The organism is Pseudocolwellia sp. AS88, from assembly GCF_030551755.1.
Taxonomy (GTDB): domain Bacteria; phylum Pseudomonadota; class Gammaproteobacteria; order Enterobacterales; family Alteromonadaceae; genus Pseudocolwellia.
On record NZ_JAUPEC010000005.1, the window covers coordinates 184,442 to 203,760 of the forward strand.

The 19,319-nt window shown below is 34.9% G+C and carries 13 protein-coding genes; 5 read left to right on the forward strand and 8 right to left on the reverse strand.

Going from position 1 to position 19,319, the window contains the following annotated elements:
- Positions 1–20: 20 nt before the first annotated feature.
- On the reverse strand, positions 21–2,831 hold the full coding sequence (barA, locus tag Q5N69_RS05805; protein ID WP_304367918.1) for a two-component sensor histidine kinase BarA: 2,811 nt from the start codon (positions 2,829–2,831) through the stop codon (positions 21–23).
- A gap of 153 nt (positions 2,832–2,984) precedes the next feature.
- Here barA and rlmD point away from each other — a divergent pair, with 153 nt between their 5' ends.
- The 3 genes from rlmD to mazG all read left to right on the forward strand — a co-directional run bounded on the left by rlmD (position 2,985) and on the right by mazG (position 7,535).
- Positions 2,985–4,328: a 23S rRNA (uracil(1939)-C(5))-methyltransferase RlmD gene (rlmD, locus tag Q5N69_RS05810; RefSeq protein WP_304367919.1), complete on the forward strand. Its 1,344-nt coding sequence runs from the start codon at positions 2,985–2,987 to the stop codon at positions 4,326–4,328.
- A 125-nt stretch (positions 4,329–4,453) separates the two neighbouring features.
- A complete protein-coding gene (gene relA / locus Q5N69_RS05815) occupies positions 4,454–6,649 on the forward strand; it encodes a GTP diphosphokinase (RefSeq protein ID WP_304367920.1) in 2,196 nt (731 codons plus the stop codon).
- Between the two features lie 64 nt (positions 6,650–6,713).
- Complete coding sequence (mazG, locus tag Q5N69_RS05820) at positions 6,714–7,535, forward strand: nucleoside triphosphate pyrophosphohydrolase (RefSeq protein WP_304367921.1); 822 nt, start codon at positions 6,714–6,716, stop codon at positions 7,533–7,535.
- Between the two features lie 140 nt (positions 7,536–7,675).
- Here the strand turns inward: mazG and Q5N69_RS05825 are convergent, their stop codons facing one another.
- Entirely contained in the window at positions 7,676–8,407 is a 732-nt protein-coding gene (locus tag Q5N69_RS05825; RefSeq protein ID WP_304367922.1) for a YebC/PmpR family DNA-binding transcriptional regulator, read from the reverse strand.
- A gap of 99 nt (positions 8,408–8,506) precedes the next feature.
- The gene (locus tag Q5N69_RS05830; protein WP_304367932.1) at positions 8,507–9,391 is read right to left on the reverse strand and encodes a LysR family transcriptional regulator; all 885 of its coding nucleotides are present in this window, start codon (positions 9,389–9,391) and stop codon (positions 8,507–8,509) included.
- A gap of 820 nt (positions 9,392–10,211) precedes the next feature.
- Between Q5N69_RS05830 and Q5N69_RS05835 the strand changes: the two genes are divergently transcribed.
- Positions 10,212–11,231, forward strand: coding sequence for a YHYH protein (locus tag Q5N69_RS05835; protein WP_304367923.1), 1,020 nt, complete (start codon positions 10,212–10,214; stop codon positions 11,229–11,231).
- Positions 11,231–11,533: a hypothetical protein gene (locus Q5N69_RS05840; RefSeq protein ID WP_304367924.1), complete on the forward strand. Its 303-nt coding sequence runs from the start codon at positions 11,231–11,233 to the stop codon at positions 11,531–11,533. The genes Q5N69_RS05835 and Q5N69_RS05840 overlap by 1 nt, the downstream gene beginning before the upstream one ends.
- 55 nt (positions 11,534–11,588) lie before the next feature.
- Here the strand turns inward: Q5N69_RS05840 and Q5N69_RS05845 are convergent, their stop codons facing one another.
- The 5 genes from Q5N69_RS05845 to Q5N69_RS05865 all read right to left on the reverse strand — a co-directional run bounded on the left by Q5N69_RS05845 (position 11,589) and on the right by Q5N69_RS05865 (position 18,499).
- Positions 11,589–13,484, reverse strand: coding sequence for a bifunctional diguanylate cyclase/phosphodiesterase (locus Q5N69_RS05845; RefSeq protein WP_304367925.1), 1,896 nt, complete (start codon positions 13,482–13,484; stop codon positions 11,589–11,591).
- A 222-nt stretch (positions 13,485–13,706) separates the two neighbouring features.
- The gene (locus tag Q5N69_RS05850) at positions 13,707–14,417 is read right to left on the reverse strand and encodes a hypothetical protein (RefSeq protein WP_304367926.1); all 711 of its coding nucleotides are present in this window, start codon (positions 14,415–14,417) and stop codon (positions 13,707–13,709) included.
- A gap of 79 nt (positions 14,418–14,496) precedes the next feature.
- Positions 14,497–15,294 (reverse strand): class I SAM-dependent methyltransferase, encoded by a 798-nt coding sequence (locus Q5N69_RS05855; protein WP_304367927.1) that lies wholly within the window; start codon positions 15,292–15,294, stop codon positions 14,497–14,499.
- A 218-nt stretch (positions 15,295–15,512) separates the two neighbouring features.
- Positions 15,513–16,028, reverse strand: coding sequence for a DUF6702 family protein (locus tag Q5N69_RS05860; RefSeq protein WP_304367928.1), 516 nt, complete (start codon positions 16,026–16,028; stop codon positions 15,513–15,515).
- Complete coding sequence (locus Q5N69_RS05865) at positions 16,028–18,499, reverse strand: M1 family metallopeptidase (protein ID WP_304367929.1); 2,472 nt, start codon at positions 18,497–18,499, stop codon at positions 16,028–16,030. The genes Q5N69_RS05860 and Q5N69_RS05865 overlap by 1 nt, the downstream gene beginning before the upstream one ends.
- Between the last annotated feature and the right edge of the window lie 820 nt (positions 18,500–19,319).

A 19,319-nucleotide genomic window follows, 5' to 3' on the forward strand; every position in this document is an offset into this window, starting at 1 on the left:
TACTCATAAATTTTCATAAATTATTCATGAGTATTAAGTTTAACTGCAGAAGCAGTAAATGAATTTAGTACTTGTGGCGCTACCTTGATTACATTATCTAAATGCTCAAATAATTCAAAAAACTCCGGTTCTAACTCTTCTATACTTACTTCTTGTTTTAATGATGTTTCTATTTGTTGCGTTATTTTATTTAAATTAGGCACCCCAGAATAACAACAAGCACCGTTTAATTTATGTATATGAGTTTTTAGTTGCTCTGTATCTAATGCGGTAATAGCATCAGATATTTGCAGCTTAGCCTCAGGTAAACTTTTTGCTAATCCCTCTAACATTTCAATGGCTAAGCCTTCTTTATTGGCGGCTCTTTTTAAAGCTAAAGGCCAATCAATAATTGTTGTGGAATATGCATCTATTACAGGCTCTGGAGTGGTGTTTTTTACTTGCGTATGGATACTTTCTAATGAATGGTCATTAAACTTAGTTATATCACTGTATTCATATATTGTGTGACCTAACATAGCTTCATCAATTGGTTTCGACATATAGAAATCAAAACCTTTATCAATCAATTTATCTTTCTCACCATGTAAAGCATGTGCGGTTACAGCAATAATAGGGGTTGATTCATTAAAGGTTTTTGTTTTTATTTCAGCTAAAGCCGTTATTCCATCCATAACAGGCATTTGTACATCCATAAAAATTAGAGCATATTTCTCTGTTTTACAAAGCTCAACAGCTTCCAACCCATTGCTAGCAGTTACTACTTCAGCTACTTGTTCTAATAATAATGTTTTGATTAGCTTCAAGTTGGCTTCGTTGTCATCTACAGCTAATACTTTAATAGGGATAATGTTTTTAATTTGATTATCCACTATTGAAGTATTTGAGGTTTTGTCTTGATGCGTTAGTGCCTTATTTAATTTACTCGGCGTAATTGGCTTACTTATGCAATTTGAGGCTCCACTAGCAAAAAGTGTTTCGTATATGTTTGGCGAATTACTATTAACAGCAATGTGAATGGATACATGACTTTGATTGAACTCCTTGATTGACGTTTTAAGCTCATCCAATGCTGTGGTGCTAATGTCGTGGCCTATTAATACATGTTCGTAGTCATGATCTTGCGATAAAGCATCTTTAATTTGTTCGATACTCGTTACATGAGAAACATCCATCATCCAATCTGTCATGATTTGTGTTGTTGCCATTCTGCTGTGCATATGTGGCTCAAGGTAGAGTATTTTTTTGTTAACTAATGATGAGGTGTGTAGCTGAGATATCAATGGTATAGGTGTTAGCTCTGATTCAAAAGTAAACCAAAATGTAGAGCCTTTAGCTTCTTCACTTGAAAATCCAATATCTCCGTTCATTTCAGTAACTAAACGTTTAGAGATAACTAAACCTAAACCTGTTCCACCATACAAACGCGTAATACTTGTATCGGCTTGGCTAAAGGCTTCAAACAAAGCTTCTTGTTGTTTACTATTTATACCGACGCCCGTATCAACGACATCAACCTTTAACATCGCTTTTTCTTGATCATTTTGCTGACATTTAATATCTATATTTACAGAGCCTTTATCAGTAAATTTAATCGCATTACTGGCTAGATTTATGATGATTTGCTTAACTCGCATAGCATCACCAATAAGTGAATCGGGTACTGAAGAGGTAATATTAAAAGACAGTTCAATGTTTTTCTGATGTGCGCTAGGTGCCAATAACGTGATGGCTTCTTCGGTTGCTTCTCTTAATGAATAAGGGATTTTTTCTAATACCATTTTACCCGCATCTAACTTAGAGAAATCAAGAATATCGTTAATGATAGACAGCAAATTAGCTGCAGATCGCTCTATAGTATATAGATAATCACGTTGCGTATCGGTAAGCGGGGTTTTTAGTACTTGTCGAGTAAACCCAATAACGCCATTAAGAGGAGTTCTTAGCTCATGACTCATATTAGCTAAGAATTCAGACTTCACCTGGTTTGCGTCTTGTGCTTTTCGTTTGGAAATATTGAGTTCAACGTTCTGTATTTCGAATTGCTCTAAACTTTCGCGTAGATCAATAGTAGCTTGGTCAACATGACGTTGCATTTCGTCATTAAAGTCTCCCAAAGACTGTGCCATAGAATTTACACCTTTCTTTAGAAAATTGAGTTCACCAATGAGCTGACCACTAATACGACTTTCTAGCTTGCCTTCTCTAATTCTATCAACCACTTGTACCATAGATGATATAGGGCTAGTGACATTTTTAATGAGTTGAGATGCAAAAATGAAATTAATCAAAATACCAAATAAAACAATAGTAAAAGCGATAAGTACTTCGCTTTGTTGAATAAATTGTATTTTGCTTTTATCTATTTGAATCGAGATATATCCCAAAGGTGTAAGCTTGTTATTTATCGAGTTATATTCATCAATAATGGGAGCTCTAAACACAATGTAATCGTCATACTCTATTTTAGAGGTTTTATTTGGGATTGCTTCACCAGGCGGGAGACGCATTATGTCGATATCACCATGGTAAGAGCTAGTTACATATATTTGATTATCTCTTGTAAAAAGGGCTATGTTTTTGACAATTGAGGACTGGCTACGGTGTGCAAAACTAATAAGATGTCGTAGTTTTTGTTGTTCTTGGTTAATTAAGTTATCAGTGCTTGCAATGGCTAAAGGCTCAATAATACTTTGAGCTTGAGCATCTAAAAATTTATCCAATTCAACATATCGACTATACGAAAAATAAGTGGCGATACTTAAACCAATTAGAATTGTTGGAATAATAGTAAGGAGAATGACCCAATCTTTAAGGCTAATTTTATGCATGTATCGGTTAACTTAGTGTAGAATTATATGTGTGTAATTAGTTCGTATTTTTGGGTGTTAATTCAAACAATACAAAGATTATTTTCTTATCATGTCATATACACGTTTGAATTTGTAGCGTTGGATCGACGGTAACTCAATTAAGATAAAAACATGGCCAATTTTTTCAAACCTAGTAATAAAAAACAACCTACAGGACAAGTGATATCAGTTTCAATTGATCGACTTGATCACAATGGAACAGGTGTAGGTAAATATCAAAAAAAACCTGTTTTTATTGAGAATACTTTACCTCAAGAAAAAGTAACCGCTAAGATAACAGATGCTAAAGGTAAATTTTTTAAAGCAAGTTTAGTTGATATTCAACAACCAAGTGAACAACGTATTAAACCTCTGTGTAAACACTTTAAAACTTGTGGTGGGTGTGACTTACAACACTTATCGTTTGAGCAGCACTTAAGCTTTAAACAGCAAAAAGTGATTGATTTATTCTCTCGTAATAAAATAACGGCACAACTTCCTTGGCAAGATAGCATTAGTAGTGAACCTTATCATTATAGAAGAAAAGCCCGTATTGGCGTTCAGTATAATAAAAATGGCGAACCTATTGTTGGCTTTAGACAAAAAGGTAGTAATAACTTAGCACAATTAAAAGAATGTCCGGTGCTAGCTGAACCCATTAAACAAATCTTTACAACTCTCAAAAATTTTATACAAACGTTAAGCTTAGCTAAATCCATTGGTCATATTGAAGTTATTACTACCGATCAGGTAAGCTTAGTTGTAAGGCAGTTAGTGCCGCTCAACACGCAAGACAGTGATTTATGGAAAGTTATCGCAGAACAGCAAAACTGGCAGGTTTTTATTGATGATGGCGAAAAAATTAAGCCACTTAATGCTATTACTGACTTATTTTATTCAATAGATAACACTAATATAAAAGCTAGTGATAAAGCTCTTAATATTTATTTTGAACCTAAAGACTTTATTCAAGTTAATCATAACGTAAATAGTAAGATGATCACTCAAGCGATAGAATGGTTATCGTTAGAAGCTGATGATCGGGTACTGGATTTATTCTGTGGTTTAGGTAATTTTAGTTTACCGATTGCTAAACAAGTCGATAGCGTTGTTGGTGTTGAAGGTCTTCAATCTATGGTGAGCAAAGCAGCTTACAATGCTAAAGTTAATAATATTAATAATGCTGAATTTTACCAGGCTGATTTAAATAGTACTTGGACGGGTTCTCCATGGCTAAGCACTACTTATAATAAGGTTCTTCTAGATCCTGCAAGAGCTGGTGCTTATGAAGCAATTAGTGAACTTTTACACTTAAACATCCCTCATATAGTTTATGTAAGTTGTGACCCTGCTAGCTTAGCTAGAGATAGTGAACTATTGATTAACAAGGGATATGTTATAGAAAAAATTGCCATAATGGATATGTTTGCTCAAACTAAGCATATAGAGACTATGGTATTGTATAAAAAGAAATAGCTCAGGGTCTGTTGAACTTGAATGTATAGGTTTTATATTTTAAATAAACGTAAAACTTATACATTATTCAGACAAGGCAAATGTTTTGTAATCTAGTTATCGCATTTCAAAAAAAGTAGGATTTTATGGTTTCAGTTCGTCGTTCACATCAAACATCATCATTAAACTTTGAACAATGGTTAAAAACATTAGAGCTTATTGATGTAAAAAAAGATGCGATAAAAGTGTTATGGGAAAAGGTATCCCCATTTTTTGAAGGCGAAGATGAATGCCTTACAAAATCACAAGAAATGGTTGAAATTCTTTCCGCGCTTAATCTCGATAAAGATTCGTTATGTGCCGCTTTTCTGTGCCCTTTACTTGAATATAAATGTATTCAATTGAGCTACGTACAAGAAAACTTTAACGTATCAATTTATGGCTTGTGTGATGGCGTTAGCCAGATGGATGCCATTAAAATTCTACAGAAAAGACATAGCGGACAAGTTTCGGGAACACACATAGACAACATTCGTAAAATGTTACTCGCTATGGTTGATGATGTACGTGCCGTAGTTATCAAATTATCTGAACGTTTATGCCATTTACGTATGGTAAAAAATGAAGATGAAGAAACCAAAGTTATTAGTGCAAAAGAAACCGTTAATATTTATGCGCCACTAGCTAATCGTTTAGGTATTGGTCAATTAAAATGGGAGCTTGAAGATCTGGCTTTCAGGTACTTACACCCAAATACTTACAAAAAAATTGCCAAGTTACTTGATGAAAAGAGACTCGACCGTGAACAATACATGGCTGATTTTGTAAGTAATTTATCTGCACAACTGAAAGCACTAGAAGTACGAGGTGAAGTATTTGGTCGGCCTAAACATATTTTTAGTATTTGCAAAAAGATGCAACAAAAGTCATTAGATTTTGACCAGTTATTTGATGTACGTGCGGTTCGCATCATTGTTGATCGCCTTCAAGACTGTTATAGCGCTTTGGGTGTTGTGCATACCAACTGGAAACACTTATCTAGTGAATTTGATGATTACGTAGCAACTCCAAAACCTAATGGTTACCAATCTATTCATACTGTTGTACTTGGTCCAGAAGGTAAAGCCGTTGAAGTACAAATTAGAACTCAACAAATGGATGATGATGCCGAACTTGGTGTTGCAGCTCATTGGCGCTACAAAGAAGGTACCGCTTCAGGAAAAACTACAGGTTTTGATGACAAAATTAGTTGGTTAAGAAAAATCTTGCAGTGGCAGGAAGATGTTACTGAAAGCGGCGAGTTAATTGACGAATTCAGAAGCCAAGTCTTTGAAGATCGTATTTATGTATTTACCCCAAGTGGTGAAGTTATCGATTTACCTGTTAATTCCACACCATTAGATTTTGCTTATTACATTCATTCAAACGTAGGTAATACCTGTGTTGGCGCAAAAGTTTTTGGGCGTATAGTACCTTTTACTCATAAATTGAAAACTGGCGACCAAGTTGAAATTTTACGTAGTAAAAAAGCAACACCAAGTCGAGACTGGTTGAATCCTAATTTACATTACTTGCATACATCACGTGCGCGTTCTAAGGTTCAATACTTTTTTAAGCATGCAGATAAAGACAAAAATATTGCTTCGGGTAAAGAATTATTAGATGCAGAGCTTAATAAGTTACATCTTTCACAAGTCGACTTAACACAAACCTTTAAACGCTTTAATGTTAGTAGTGTTGATGAGCTATACGCAGCTATTGGCTCAGGTGGAGCACGTTTACAACAGATTGTTAACTACCTAAACCAACAAGAAGATGAACATAAAGCTTTTGAAGATATAGATCCTCAATCTCTTGTCAAAGAGCCTAATCCAGCACAAAAACAGAAAGCTGATGCTAATGGTGTAACAGTTTCAGGTGTTGGTAATTTAATGACGCATATGGCGAAGTGTTGTCACCCTGTACCAGGTGACAATATTCTAGGTTTTATAACGCAAGGTCGAGGAATATCAGTGCATCGTATTGATTGTGATCAGCTTTCCAATGCGCTTCATTCACAACCAGAGAGAGAAATAGAAGTTCAGTGGGGCGATGAACAAAAATCTAGCTATCAAGTTACCGTGCAACTAATTGCGAGTGATAGGCAAGGTTTAGTTCGAGATATATCTACAATTATCGCAAATGAACGGGTAAGTATTGTTGGTATGGACACCCATTCAGATCGATCACAACATACTACTTCAATGTTTTTGAAACTTGAGTTAACCAACCATGAAGTGTTAAAGAGGTTGATAGGTAAATTACTTCAGCTAGACGATATTATTGAAGCTAAGCGTGTTTAGACTTTAAGTCTTAGTTTCCCTAAAAAAATATAAGTTACTCTGAAAATAGTACGGTAAAAATAAAATGTTAAACGAAAAAGCTTCAATAGAAAAACTACGTTGGATAATGACTTGCCTGCGCGACCCTCAAACTGGTTGTCCTTGGGATATTAAGCAAACTTTTGCCTCTGTTGTATCTCACACACTTGAAGAAGCTTATGAAGTTGCTGATGCTATAGAACAACAAGACTACGCAGAATTAAAAAAAGAACTGGGTGATTTACTCTTTCAAGTCATTTTCTATAGTCAGTTAGGCGAAGAAGAAAAGCTCTTTGGTTTTGACGACGTTGTTGAAGCTATTTGTGAAAAGTTGATCAGACGACATCCTCATGTGTTTTCAGATACTGATTTATCAACAGATGCTGATATTAAAGCCAATTGGGAAAACGAAAAAGCAAAAGAGCGTGAGCAAAAAAATGCGCAAGAAAATAATAATGTCAATCAGCAAACATTAAGTATTCTTGCTGATATTCCTAAAAACTTACCGGCTTTATCGCAAGCAGCTAAAATACAAAAACGCTGCTCTCATGTTGGATTTGATTGGGATAATCTTGATGATGTTTTCGATAAAATTGAAGAAGAAGTTCAAGAAGTAAAAGCTGAGTTACATCGCGACCCAGATGCATTATCAGAAGAGCTAGGTGATTTATTATTTGCTGTTGTTAATTTATGCCGACATGCTAAACAAGACCCTGAAGCAATTCTACGTAAAGCCAATAGCAAGTTTACAAAACGTTTTCAGTCAGTTGAGGCTAAAGTAAATAGTTCATCTAAAACTTTCACCGAGCATAAATTGGAAGAGTTAGAAGATTTTTGGCAAGAAGTAAAACAAGAAGAGAGCAAGTAACCAAGACTCAGCATCAGTCATCATATTCAATATAATGATTTAATACTTACTCTCAGTATTTTCACGAATAACAGATATAAAAAAAGCATCTAAACTGAAAAGTTAGATGCTTTCTTATTAAATACTCTTAATGCTTTTTATTACTCGGTTTCAGCAACTTCTGCATTATGGTAAACGTTTTGCACATCATCACAGTCATCTAACATTGCAATAAACTTCTCAAAGTTAGCAATATCTTCTTCATCGGTAATTTCAGTGTAACTTTGCGGAACAAAAGTAATTTCTTCAACTTCTAAGTCGTATTCAGGCATGCTTTCAGCAAAAGCTGTTTTAATTTTGAAGAACTCAGTATGTGGAGCAAACACGGTAATAATACCATCTTCAAGTTCAACATCAGTTACATCAATCTCAGCCATTAACAAGTTTTCAAATACTGACTCATCGTCTTCACCTTTAAATGCAAATACAGCTTGGTGAGAAAACATGTGAGAAACAGTACCTGAAGAGCCTATTTTCGAATTTGTTTTAGTAAAGCATTGGCGTACGTCTTTAATGGTTCTGTTGCCGTTATCAGTAAGACAATCAATAATAACCATACAACCGCCTGGGCCGTAACCTTCGTAACGAGATTCACTGTAATCTTCGCCGCCTGCACCTTTAGCTTTTTCAATAGCTTTATCAATTACATGAGTAGGTACTTGGTCTTTTTTAGCTTTTTCAATTAAGCGACGAAGAGATAAGTTACTGTCAGGATCTGTACTACCATTCTTAGCACATACGTATATTTCTTTACCGTATTTTGAATAAACTTTAGTTTTGGCACCTTGAGTTTTGGCCATCGATAATTTACGGTTTTGGTAAGCTCTTCCCATCTTAAATCGGTCTCTTTATTTTTTTACAATAAATTTACCTATAATTCTACCAGTGAATGGCTGGTTTTGACTAGTGTATAGCTAAAAATTGATTAAATTTTACTGACCGCTTGTATCCAAAAATGTTGTTTTTACCCACTTTGCGAATATTTCAAGTTCACTTTGGTTTTCTAAATTCTCATGTTGAATTAAGTAATAACGATCATTCGTTACCAACTCATCTTCAAATAACTTAACTAACGAGCCTTCTTTAAACCATGCATCACTCATAGGTAAAGGTATTAACGCTATCCCCATTCCCTGTTGTGCAGCACGAGCAACACCAAACATGCTATCGAATTGTATAATTTGTTTAGGATCAAAATCCGTTAGGCCTTTTTTCTCAGCCCATTGATGCCAAGACCAAGGACGAGAGCGATGTAAAAGTAATGGAATAGATTTAAGTGCATCTACACCGCTTTCTTTCCACTTTTCATAAAGCGCCTTATTACAAGCAGGTGCGTATCTAATAGGGAATAGATCGTGAACTATGCTGGCATTCGGTTTACCGTTAGCTAATACAATTGATAGGTCAGCAACTTGAGATGGTTTTGAACCAGACTTCACAGTTTCAAGCTGTAAGTTAATGGTCGGGTTTTCTTCTGCCCATTGACTTAATTTAGGTATGAATAGCTCACTAGCAAAAAATTCAGGCATGCTAATAATAATATTGGTATTTTGTTGGCTGTTAGTAAACTCTGAAATCGTTGATTCCAGCTGGTTTATCAGGGGGTTAACAGACTGATAAAATAATTTTCCTGCACTGGTTAATTCAATAGCGCGAGTTTGACGTTTAAATAAGCAAATGCCAAGTTGCTCTTCTAACTGTTTGATTTGATGACTAACAGCTGAAGGCGTTAAAAAAAGTTGTGAAGCTGCATGTTTAAAACTTAAACATTTAGCGGCTATACAAAAAGACCTTAGGCCTCTGATCGGAGTTTGAATTGGCATATCATTTACAACAAGGTAGTTATTTATATTCTATTAAAGCAATAATTAGACCCGTAATATAGCATTTAAATTAAACATAAAAAACAATCAGTTAAATACATAGTTGTAGGTAATTTTGTACTTTAAACTTTTATGACTTATTTTGGTGCGGCACAACGCACCAAAGTAGTTCTAACTATAGTAAATAATCAAAAATAGTCAAAACTTAGTTTAGTCATAAAGGCGTAAAAGGGCGCCTAAAATAATTATCTTGTATTTCGAATCGGAGGATGAGACTCAAAAACAATTTTATATTATTAATAAGCTGAGTTAATCACAAATGTTAAAAAGTCATTTGTTGAATGAGTAATATTCACTCGTTGGGCTTATTTTTAAAGGCCAAAGTAGGTATTAACGTGAAGTTTGTGTTTATTAATTGAACTAGGTGTTGTCGCAAAGACAGGGGAATGATCTTTTTACATAAGAATAAAAAAGTAAAAAAAAAGGACGCTTAAATGGCGTCCATAAATATAAAATGCTTTTTAATCGGGGAGATTTAAAAACAAGTTAATAATATATTTAAGCAAGAATAGTGACAAACGTTAAAAAATCATTCGACAGATGAATTAAATTCACTTGTTGTTGGTGTTATTTACCAACTATAAAGAAATTATCAAGGTTAGCAAAATACGAAGTAAGACTTCTGAATACTTATATTAAGTATAAGTAAACTTCTAATGTACTTAATTTACTGATGTTCAATCTCCTCACTGTTTCCACATTATTTGCACAATTGTAATGCACTATTACATAAATTTATAAATAGAGAGTTGTTATGAATAAAATGTTAACGATAGGCGTACCTGTATTAAGCCTTTTATTTTTTACTGGTTGTGGCAGCAGTGATTCAGAAAATACGACTTCAGAAAATAGTGTTGAAGAAGTCATTGAAACAGAAACCGACAGCGGATCAACAGATGAAGTAAGTGGTTATGCTGTTGATACCACTAAATTTGATTCGTCTGCTTCTATAACTGAAGTGTCTTGTACATTATCTAATGGTGAATCTTCTACTTGTTACTCTATTACTGTTAGTGGATTTCCATCAGACCGAAGTGAATTAGGTCCATTTTGTCCAGAAAGCACATCAACTGAAGCCGTTGATGCGGGTAAATGGTTTGATGATGGTGTGTTATATGATCTTACTGGTGAGTTTGTAAGTAATTTAGATAGTTTTTATGGCGACAGTAATTGGCAGTTATTCGATGAAGCAACGGGAGCTATTAATATCACTGATACGCAAACATCATGTGAAGCTGCCGCTAGACCTGATGTAGCAGCCGAATATAATAACTTTTGTGTACAGTGTGATATTGAATATTACAGCGATGCTGAAGGTGAAGGTATTGAATCTACCTTTTTAATCCCGGTTACTCCTGTTGCACGATCTAGTGCGGGGTCAGTAGAGAGAAGCAGTATTGGCGTATCATTTAATGGTGTAACTTTAGATGCTGCTGCACCTACTGAAGCTATTTTGAGCGCATACACAATTGCAGCATTTGATGACTGTGTTGGACATGTAAATCCATTTGCTGGATATCATTATCATGGTGCTAATCATGGCGAAGGTAGTTGTCCTGCTGTTGCCTTTGAAGCTGACGGGCATGGTGGTGCTTTTGGTTATGCACTTGATGGATATGCAATATACAGCATGTTAGATGAGAATAACGAAGAAGAAACTGATTTAGATTCATGTCGTGGACATACCGATGATGTTCGTGGGTACCATTATCATTCAGCTGGCCCAGGGGAAAATCTTTTCATTGGCTGCTTCACAGGAGAGACTGCGCAATAATGACTATTTATTCTAGATTTTTATTCTGTTTTTTGACAGTACTAGTATGTATTTCAAGTGCTAGTGCACACGACTCTCACACTCATAAGGCTCCTTGGCAAGCATGTGCCGAAAAGCAGATAAAAGATACGTGTTCTTACACTAATGGAGATAAAGATCTGTTTAAAGGTTCTTGCCAGCTATTTAACGAGGCATTAATGTGTGTGAGAAACGAACCTATTATTCATTTTGAAGATCTTTCGAAAGAAGCTCAAAAGAAAGTAGTTAGTGAAGCTAGTAAGATATCACTTAGCCATCATTAATAGATATTCTTAATTTGAAATAAAAGTAAGCCTCAACATTATCGTTGGGGCTTTTTTATGTATTATTCTGGTTCTCTTCTAGATAAGCAGGAATATTATTAATCTCTAAAGGTCTAGAGTAATGGTAGCCTTGAAAATAGTGTACACCCAGATCTAATAGGGCTTGAGACTGTTCTTGAGTTTCAACACCTTCAGCAATCACTGTAAAATTAAGTGCTTCCGACATGTGCATCACAGCCGATATAATTGCTTTGCCATTACTATCTATTTTATTGACAAATGAACGGTCTATTTTAACCATGTTTACCGCTAAGTCTTGCATAGCAGAAAGAGAAGAATACCCAGTACCAAAATCATCAATAGATACTTGAATACCCATCGCTTGAAGCGATTTGATTTGATCGGTAATAACAACCAAATCAGAAGCAAATACTGATTCGGTAATTTCTATATGTAAAAGTTCTGGAGGTATTAAATTCTCAGACAGTGCGTTTTCAACAATACTGATAAAGTTATCATCTTGTAATTGAATAACAGACACATTGACACAAACAATAACTTCTTGCTCTGCATTCCAATTTTTCACTTCTAAGCATGCCTGATTAAGAACCCAAGCACCTATTTCATGAATAAGTCCATATTGTTCAGAAATTGAAATAAACTCATCTGGAGGAATGTCTTTACCTTTAAGTTGCCATCTTAGTAGTGCTTCAAAGGCTGCTACTTTTAGAGTTTGCGAAGATATAATAGGTTGAAATACTAACCTTAATTCTTTATTTTCAATAGCCTTAGTTAGGCCATTTTTTAAATGTAAATCGTAAGCAAAAAGTTCTTCCATTTCTTCATTAAATACACATACTGCGGAACGCATTTGTTTTTTCTGATAATACATTGCCATATCAGCCAACTGTATCAAACGATCTTCTGTTTTTGCGTTATTTGGGTAAAGCGCTATACCTATAGTTGCACCAACTGATAATATGCTATTTTCGGTAGTGTGAGGTTCGGAAAGTAAGCTGATAAGTTTATTCGATTTTTCAACTGCTCTTTTTTCGTCTGTATCTGCAAATACAACGAGAAATTCGTCACCGCCCCATCGACATACTAATTGAGTATTTGAAGTAAATTGATTAAGCCTATTTGCGGTTTCTCTTAAAATATCATCCCCCGCTTTATGACCTATAGAATCATTAATTTTTTTAAAACCGTCTAAATCTATAAATAAAAGAGCAAATTGTTTTTCAGATTTTGTGGTAACTCGTTTTAATTGTTCTAAAAAAGCAGTTCTGTTGTAAAGTCGAGTAAGTGGATCTAGGTTTGATAACTCATAAATCCTTTGCGTACGTTGTTTTACTTTTTCTTCCATACTATCAATTAAAACAGAGTTTTCATTTTTCAGAAAAAGTGTATGTACTGTAAAATTGGCTGATTTTCTTGAAATAACTAGCATCACAAAAGCAAAGGATAATCCGAGTATACCTAATAGATGAAGTGACTTTTCTTCTGATAAAAGTAAACCTATCGAGCCTGGCACAAGCAGTATGCATGGATAAAACATAGCTGTATATTTATGCGCCGCTAACACTGTTGCAGAACCCCCAGCTGTAGCTGCAATTGCGATAATCGTTGTTGTTAATTCAACATCGTTAACTTGATTTGTACAATAAACAAGATAGATAGACCACATGATTGCTGTGATATTAGCACCAATAACAAAATGAGTTATTGACTTCTTACCATCAAATTCTGTGTTTTGTAGTTTTATTTTCCACCATATTACATCAATAAACCTAAATAAAAGTAAGATGAACATTCCAAACCACCACATCTTTTTGAGAGGATCAACTCTTGGGTAGCTAAAGGCAAAAACTAGGAAGCTTGAGGTTAGTAGACTTATCATAATTCCTGCAACTGCATTTCCGTAAAGTAATCGGGCTGCATCACGTTGCATGAATTTATTTAATTTTGAATTAGTCTTTGTCAAATAAGGATTTACTATGAATTATTGTATTTATATAAGAATAGACCAAATACTTAGAATATGCTCTATCCTTTAATAAGATTAGACCAGTAGAAATAGACCTTTGTATGTATTTTCTGATCAAGCACGCTAAAAGAAAATTTCGAATTGAGAAATCATTAACTACATCGTATGTATTTAGTATTTACCCTCTTATAGGTTTATATCGTCATAAACCTGTTGTATCGGCTTTCTATAGTAGGTGGCGATTAACAATATACGTTGTAACTCTTTATTAATGAGTACTGCCTGACTTTTACATATATCATTAAGGGCTTTAATAAATAAAGAGTAGTTATCTTGTAATACATCTTGTTGCTTATGTTCTATTTCTATTAAAGCGATTAGGGCACTGAGTTCATGATTAGCCAGTGGCGTGACGTTTTTGTTTGTAAATAAATAAGCTTCTATTGGGGTGAGGTTGTCTTTGTCTCGCTGGCAAAGTCCATCGCATAAAGTGATATTACTACCAAATAACATCAGAGAACGTAAATAGTTGAATGGTGGCTGACCTGCAACTGTAAGTATTTTATTGTTGGTGAACAAATAATGAAGCACATTACGTTGTTGTTCATCGGTTTTCTTAAAGTTATTAGCTAATTTTAGTGCTGGCGTGAAGAAGTTTAAGGTATTACTTGTTTGTATTTTAGCAATTAGAGAATTCGATAAGCCTTTTGCTTCAATGAAGCTTGTAGCTAACTGCTGAAAATAATCAAAATGAGATGACTTTATTTCACCCTGTTGAAACATAAAACCTAGTTGAGCTGTATTTTGAATTTCAGTTGAATCTAAATAATGTTGAAGCATAGCCTTGAGATCGTTCTTTTGTAATAGGCTGATCAGGGTTTGTAAATGTTGCTGCATGGTTTAGCCTTTTAAAGTACAGTGAATGCTTAGCGCTACAATTATAATAAAAATTAGACTTCTTATATAAGTTACTGACTTACTTAATATCTTCAAGCCATTGCTGTTCAAATATTTGCATCTGCTGATGCCTTTTACTGCCGATATGATTTAATTTATCTTGTTCGCTATGCAATGGGCCTACCCGACACGCACCACAATAATGTGCCTTTAAATACTCAGGTTTTAATAGTAGTGCATCCAATTCAGTTGTTATTTTGCGACTGAAAGCATAGGTAATACCTTGGGTGTCTTTGACATGTTTGTCTCTATCAACATTTCTAATTTTATAACCTGGAAACTTCTCAATCTCAAAAGGCATACTGCCAATATAATTAATATTAGTCTTTAGCGTTAATGCTTGCTCTATATTCCATTGACGATAGGGTTTTACATCTTTGGATGTGATCAATGCGAGCTGTGCGCCTTTTTGATCTAAGAATTCATTAAAACAGTTAAGTAGGTAATCACGTAGTAAGCGTCTGTGTAAAGTATTTAAACTTACTGACTTTAACTTATTACCACATTGTTGATTAAATTCTTCAACCGAATTGAAAGCTGGCAAAAGTGGAAACTGAAAAATAACCACATCAAATTGGTGTTTATTTAATCCTTCCCATGTTTGACTATTTGTTACATCAAAACTGGTTAATACGTCACAACCTTGAGCAAGAAGCTGCTGGTAATGATCCTCACTGTATTTATCTGCTAGAGATGCGTAATCATCAAAAATTGTCGCCGTTAATGCTGCTGGTTGGTAATGTTTCAATAAAGAATAAGAGAAGGATAAGTCACCGTCACCTATTGTTAATATGCGCCACGCGGGATTAATGTACATAAAAAAATTAAGTTTTGAAAAAGCTTATTGTAAGTGATGCTAGAGTGAATTGCAGGGAAATGAGGAAAAACTTTTAGGTGCTAGCTTTATTGTAAATAAGTAGTTAGTGCGAACTCTGGTGTAATATATTTATAGCTTTTCTATAAGTTTAAAGTAAAAAAACCTCAACATTTCTGTTGAGGTTTTATTAGTTAGATTCTTGAAACAGAAAGATTCAATTAGTTAAATTTAGTTATTAACCAATCTTTGTTATCGCTAAAATACAACGTACGAACTTCATCTTTACCTTCAATATTAACCATATTGATCTGTGTAGGCCAAAGGTCGCGTAATGTACCATTAAATAACTTCAATCCATCCAATCCTGTTGGTATAGCTGTTTCTTGATACACCCAGAAAAACTTACCTTCTACTTCATAACCCACAGCAGTTAAAGGTAGTTCTTCATCAGCTAAAGTGCGAACTAAAAATTGCTTAGCAACATAGTCAGCAAATTGCTGTTGTGTTTTCTTTAGGTTAATAATGTCAGCATTCTTATCAAATAATGACTGAACTGCATGCTCAGTGTCATGCATATAAAACCTGTGCGATACCTCTAATTGACCAGAGCGCTTATTAAACGTAACGGTTGTTTCGGCAGCTTTCTGTTGGTGAGCAAACGCTATGTTTGTTGAAACAATGCTTGATAAAACCATCAAAAAAGCTGCCATAAAAATGAAAAAACTTTTAGACATTAGTTGTCCTTCTTATCTTCTTTTTCATCGTCGTCAGTTTTAAGCTCTGTTTTTATATCTTTCATGATATCGCGACTAACTTTAGCTGTACTCTTCTTCGCTTTATAAGCTTCAACACGTGTAGGAATGATTTGACGTGGGTAGTGGTTATTTTCTACGTCAACATCAGCAGTTTCCCAACCTGGATCAACAGCAACACTAACTAACTCTTTATCGCTATCAGTTACTACAAGTTTACTTACATGTTTTGGAGTTCTACGCCAAATTTCAGCAGGAATGTACTGACTTTCTTTTGAACCATCTTTATACGTTAGTTCTAAAATAATTGGCATAACTAAACCACCAAGATTTGAGAATTCTAATACGTAATAATTTTTATCTTCTTTAACTGCACGCTCAAGTGCTTTAACTTCCCACGGCTTTAAACCTTTTAAGAATTTGTTGTACTTGTTACGTTCTTTATTGGTTACGGTGAAACGGTCGTTTTCGTCATAAAAATCTGTTACGTCAGGATTACGATCAACCCATAACTCTTTACCTTCAGCTTTGTTACGCTCAACAAATAATGAAGAAGGTTTATCGAGTTCGATTTGGCGTAAACGGCCATAATCAATATCTGGGTTATGAGTATCTAAACGCATTTTATATACTTTATCTATTGAGATATCTACATGATCTGTAGAGTAAAACCAGCCACGCCAGAACCAATCTAAATCAACACCAGATGCTTCTTCCATTGTACGGAAAAAATCAGATGGGGTAGGGCGTTTAAACTTCCAACGAGTAGCATATTCTTTGAAAGCAAAATCAAATAATTCACGACCTAAAATAACTTCTCGTAAAATGTTAAGTGCAGCAGCTGGTTTTGTATAAGCATTAGGACCTAAACGTAAAACGCTATCAGATTGCGTCATAATTGGTACCTGGTTTTGAGACTTCATATAACCAGTAATATCACGAGGCTCAACACCCCATGGAATTGTAGGATCCCATTCACGCCCAGCTACGCCATCTAAAAAGCTGTTTAAACCTTCATCCATCCAAGTCCATTGACGCTCATCAGAGTTAACTACCATTGGGAAATAAATGTGACCTACTTCATGAATTACAACACCAATTAAGAAACGTTTTTCAGCTTGTGAATAAGTGCGTGAACCATCGTCTTGTAATTCAGTACGAGGACCATTAAAAGTGATCATCGGATATTCCATACCGCCTACAGGACCATTAACTGATTGTGCTGTTGGGTATGGGTAGTCAAACGAGTAACGAGAGTAAACTTCCATTGTATGAACAATAGATTCCGTAGAGTACTTCTTCCAAAGATCTCCACCTTCTTTAGGGTAGAAAGACATTGCCATAACAAATGGCATATCGTCGCCACCTTGTTTATAACCTTTAGCATCCCACATAAACTTACGCGAAGAAGCCCAAGCAAAGTCACGAACATTATCAGCTTTAAACTTCCACGTTTTGCGCTTGTTTGTACCTTCTTTCTCGTTCTCTAAAGCTTCTTCTTCAGTAACAATAAATACTGGACGTTTAGCTGTTTTAGCGTCTTCTAAACGATTACGCTGTGTTCTAGTTAAAACATCTTTAGGGTTAGTTAATTTACCTGTTGAGCTAACGATATGATCAGCAGGAACTTCAATCTCTACTTCATAATCACCAAACTCTAGCGTGAACTCACCACGACCTAAAAATTCTTTGTTATTCCAACCTTCGTAATCTGTATAAGCATGAAGGCGAGGGAACCACTGTGCAAGTAAGAAAATGTCATTACCACCTTCGCGTTCGTCTTTTTCAAAATGCTCGTAGCCTGAACGTGCCGATACCGCATCTTCTTCAACAATGTTGAAAGCGAAATTTATAGAAAATTCAACATTATCGCCAGGTTTTAAAGGCTTAGGTAAGTCGATACGCATTTGTGTACCAACAACAGTAAAGTCTAGCTTTTTGCCTCTACTATCTTTAATTGCACTGATCTCATAACCTAATTCGTTATCAGCCATAAATTGCTGGCGACGTAACTCACCTAAGCTAATTTTTGCCGGTGTTTGTGCATCACCTGTTTTTGTATAAGGACCACGACGACCAATACCACCAAAGTTGTTTGCCATATTGGCGATAGAGTCTTCTTTGAAGATATTTTGATCTAATTGTACCCATAAATATTTTAACTGATACGGGGAGTTATTTTGGTATGTAATTTTTTCACTGGCTGTTAAACGACGCTTTTCTTCATCAAGTGACACTTTGATTTTGTAGTCAACTTTTTGTTGCCAATAATTCTCACCTGGTTCCCCTGCAGCATTTCGGTAAACATTAGGGGTAGGAAGAACTTCCTCTAATTGACGAAATTTGTCTTCAAAATCGCCTTTGGTTTGTTTAATCGCTGATGCATTAACTGATGACGCAATTGAAAGCGGCAAAAATATTACAGCAAACGCTTTAATAATTTTAAATTTCATGTTTATTTTCTTATCTTGTTGTTCTAGTTAATTAAAACTCTGAAATGATTCAGGGTTTTAATGCTCGGAATCACATAGTATGAATAAATGTATTACCACTATGGCTAAGGACCAGTTTTAGATGCTGAGAACGTTCTTATTAAGGTAGATTCGCATAAGAAATTCATCATTCTTGTTTTGAATAGTCACTAATAGCAGTTATTGAATTAAAACCGTGACAATATAACAATATATTAGCCATTTAAAAACTGCTTTTATTACACTATAACTAAAGGTTCTATAAATGCTACTTGATTAGATGGTCAGGTATTAAGGGAGCTTGATATCTAAAGCTAATTTATAAACAGTTAATCTGCTTTAATGATAATAAGCACTCTAATTAATATTGATGAAGTTTCTTTTAGATCTAACAATCGATAAATAAAAAACTTCATCAATAGTAAAAACTGATCGCCTTCTTAGAAAGATACTGCCTACTGCCTTTGGTCTAACACTAATTGGTGACTTAACATATCTCTATAAATTTTAAATACAAAAATGCCCGATAGGGGAGGCGTTATAAATGCTACAGTCTGTCTGTGGTTTAAACTGAACTGGCAACCTGCTTATTTTTTGGGGGGGCATATAACCTGAGAAATAAAAAAGCATTAACAAATATTAGGGTTTTCTTATAAATGCTGCCGATTGCTTTTGGTTTAAACCGAACTGGCGACCTGCTTATTTTTCGGGTTAGCATATTAATCTGAGAAATAAAAAAGCCCTAACAAATGTTAGGGCTTCGTTATGAATGGTGCTGACTGCCTCTGGTTTAAACCGAACT

Excerpts from the sequence above, each read along its gene's own strand:
- barA (WP_304367918.1), bottom strand. The coding sequence starts at position 2,831 with ATGCATAAAATTAGCCTTAAAGATTGGGTCATTCTCCTTACTATTATT.
- rlmD (WP_304367919.1), top strand. The coding sequence starts at position 2,985 with ATGGCCAATTTTTTCAAACCTAGTAATAAAAAACAACCTACAGGACAA.
- relA (WP_304367920.1), top strand. The coding sequence starts at position 4,454 with ATGGTTTCAGTTCGTCGTTCACATCAAACATCATCATTAAACTTTGAA.
- mazG (WP_304367921.1), top strand. The coding sequence starts at position 6,714 with ATGTTAAACGAAAAAGCTTCAATAGAAAAACTACGTTGGATAATGACT.
- Q5N69_RS05825 (WP_304367922.1), bottom strand. The coding sequence starts at position 8,407 with ATGGGAAGAGCTTACCAAAACCGTAAATTATCGATGGCCAAAACTCAA.
- Q5N69_RS05835 (WP_304367923.1), top strand. The coding sequence starts at position 10,212 with ATGAATAAAATGTTAACGATAGGCGTACCTGTATTAAGCCTTTTATTT.
- Q5N69_RS05840 (WP_304367924.1), top strand. The coding sequence starts at position 11,231 with ATGACTATTTATTCTAGATTTTTATTCTGTTTTTTGACAGTACTAGTA.
- Q5N69_RS05845 (WP_304367925.1), bottom strand. The coding sequence starts at position 13,484 with ATGCAACGTGATGCAGCCCGATTACTTTACGGAAATGCAGTTGCAGGA.
- Q5N69_RS05850 (WP_304367926.1), bottom strand. The coding sequence starts at position 14,417 with ATGCAGCAACATTTACAAACCCTGATCAGCCTATTACAAAAGAACGAT.
- Q5N69_RS05855 (WP_304367927.1), bottom strand. The coding sequence starts at position 15,294 with ATGTACATTAATCCCGCGTGGCGCATATTAACAATAGGTGACGGTGAC.
- Q5N69_RS05860 (WP_304367928.1), bottom strand. The coding sequence starts at position 16,028 with ATGTCTAAAAGTTTTTTCATTTTTATGGCAGCTTTTTTGATGGTTTTA.
- Q5N69_RS05865 (WP_304367929.1), bottom strand. The coding sequence starts at position 18,499 with ATGAAATTTAAAATTATTAAAGCGTTTGCTGTAATATTTTTGCCGCTT.